Genomic DNA, 2,611 nt, shown 5'->3' with positions numbered 1-2,611 from the left:
AGAGCTCGCGCGGATAGGACGGCGTATGGATCAGGGGCACCGGGCAGGACGAGAGTCCCACCGGTAGCGCTTCCAGGACTGCCGGACCAGGCGGCGGATGATGATGATCGCGCTGGCCAGCGCCACCCAGGCGTTCTGCACGCACCCTTGCCGGTCGGTCACCCTCGCCAGCGCCGAGAACCCTCTGTTGTGCCATGAGTTGGTCCGCTCGACGACCCATCGACGAGTGTGGTTGATAGGCAGAAATACCCCCTTGGGAGTGATGTTCGGGGTGCAGCCCAGCTCGGAGAGAAGATCCCGGGTCCGAGCCGAGTCATAGCCCGCATCCAGGTGAACCATCATGACCTCAGGAAGCCTGAATCCGAACACGGCGAGGGTCTCTAGCGTCGGACGCAGGAGCGGAGAGTCGTTCCTGTTGGCCCCGGCCAGCACCCATCCGATCGGAATCCCGCCGCCGTCCACGAGCACCGATCTCTTGAGACCCGATTTGCCGCGGTCGACAGGGCTGCGGCCGGTGTTCTCTCCTCCGCACGGTGCCTTGACGATGCATCCGTCGACCACGAGGTTGTCCAGGTCGAGGCCGACAGCCTGGTCGTAGGCTTCCAGCGCCAGGTGGTGGAGCCGCTCGAACACGCCGGCACGGATCCACTCGTCCCGGCGGGCTCGCATCGTGGTCGCCGAGCAGGTCTCATCGGCGTGCTGCTGGTAGGTACCTCCCAGGACGAGGCGGGCCAGAAGCTTGTCAAAGACGACCCGGTCTGGGATGCGCGGGCGGTGACACCCCAAAGGGTGGTTGATGTTGCGTTCGGGCAGCAGGGCTCGGAACTGTTCCCACAGAGGGTCGGCGATGAAGCCGGGCAGGACGGGCACGTGGTCTTGTGATCGTCGTCGTCGAGAAGAAGGGCGGGGCCGCCGCGCCGTACCGTCCGGGCGCGGTGCGGCGGCCCCGGTCCTGCTACCCGACCTGCGGCTGCCCCGCCGCGGTGGACGGCGAGCGGGAGATGACCACGGCACCGACGACCAGCCCGATAACGGCGAGCACCGCAGCGACCACGAACGGGTCCCCGGAGTGCAGGGCCGGTGCGAACCCGAGGCCGACGTAGACGGCCACCCCGGCTGCTCCGCCGAGCTGGTCAGATGCTCGCTGGACGCCGGAGGCGATCCCGGCGTCCTCCTCGGTGGTGCCGCTGACTGCGATGTACTGCAGACCCACGAGCCCGAAGCCCATGCCCGCTGCGATCAGTAGCATCGCCGGGAGCAGCCACACCGCTCCACCACCCAGGACGGCCACGAGCGCGACCACGCCCATCGCGCCGGCAGCCGCTGCCAGGCCGACCAGCACGCAGGCGCGTGCGCCCCAGTGTCCCAGCAGCCGAGGCACGAGCACCGAGGCCACGATCAGCGCCACGGCCAGGGGCAGCATCGTCAGGCCTGCCCCCAGAGGCCCGATACCGAGCCTGTCCTGCAGGTAGAACGTGAACAGCAGGAACGAGGTCGACAACGCACCGCTGAGCAGCATCGTCGTCAGGTTCGCCCGCAGCCGGGCCCGATCGGCGAAGAAGGTCAGCGGGACCAGCGGGTTCGGCGACCTCGACTCGACCCGCACGAACCCGGCAGCAGCCAGCACCGCGCACACCAGCGCGACCCCGCTGACCCACAGGCCGGTGGCAGGCTCGCCCGCCTCGACCGCGGCGTAGACGAACAGCAGCGGGCACGCGGTCAGCAGGAGCGAACCGGGAAGGTCCAAGCGGCACCGTCCCCCGGACGCGGGCCGGTCGGCCGGTACCAGGAGCAGCGCGGCCACGATCACGACCAGGATGAAGGGCACCGAGACCAGGAAGACCCAGCGCCAGCCCAGGTGGGCGGTGATGATCCCTGACAGGGCGAACCCGAGAACCAGGCCGCAGCTGGCCACGGCCGCCCACACGCTCAGGGCCCGTGAGCGGCGCGGCCCCTCGGGGAAGAGCAGCACGATGGTCGCCATCGCCGCGGGCAGCGCGACAGCCTCGCCCGCGCCCTGGAGCAGGCGGGCCGCGACCAGGACCGGAAAGGACGGGGCCAGGCCAGCCAGCAGGGAGGCCGCGCCGAAGACGCTCGTGCCGACCAGGAGGGTGCGGCGGCGGCCGAGAAGGTCACCGAGCCGACCGCCGAGCATCAGCAGCCCTCCGCCGGTGATGGTGTAGCCGACCACGACCCAGGTCAGGGAGTGTCCCCCGACGCCGAGGTCCGCGCCGATCGAGGGCAGCGCGATGTTGACCACGGTCACGTCGACCGCGATGAAGAACTGCAGCATCGACATCGCGCACAGCACGAGCCATGCCCGCACAGGGGCGGGACCGATCCCGCATGAAGTGGTGGAAGTGCCTGAAAGCATCAATTGCTCCGTCGCTCTGAAGAGTTTCCGAGCAGCACGAAGGGCCGCTCCGGTCTGATCACGAAGCGGCTGGACGTTCCAGGTGAGGTGTTGCTGTGTGCCGGACGTCCCGCCGCTAGCGGGACGTCCTGGTCACTGCCGCGCAAGCGGCCGAGCTCGAAGCGCCTGACATGCTACAGATGCTAGCAGCGGGGAATATTCGCCCCCGGACCTGTCCCTCCTATCCGCGCGAGCTCT

Annotated in this window: 2 protein-coding genes; both read right to left on the bottom strand. The window is 69.3% G+C overall.

Annotation, left to right across the window (positions count from 1 at the left end; genetic code table 11):
- Positions 1 to 30: 30 nt before the first annotated feature.
- Positions 31 to 870 carry an IS5 family transposase gene (locus ACTQ49_RS14835; protein WP_441828608.1) on the bottom strand — a complete coding sequence of 280 codons (840 nt, stop codon included), beginning with the start codon at positions 868 to 870 and terminating at the stop codon, positions 31 to 33.
- Between the two features lie 85 nt (positions 871 to 955).
- Complete coding sequence (locus ACTQ49_RS14830; protein ID WP_277453580.1) at positions 956 to 2,299, bottom strand: MFS transporter; 1,344 nt, start codon at positions 2,297 to 2,299, stop codon at positions 956 to 958.
- Positions 2,300 to 2,611 lie beyond the last annotated feature (312 nt).

Source organism: Luteococcus sp. Sow4_B9, assembly GCF_052116585.1.
Taxonomy (GTDB): Bacteria; Actinomycetota; Actinomycetes; order Propionibacteriales; family Propionibacteriaceae; genus Luteococcus.
This window is presented reverse-complemented; position numbering and strand designations above follow the sequence as displayed.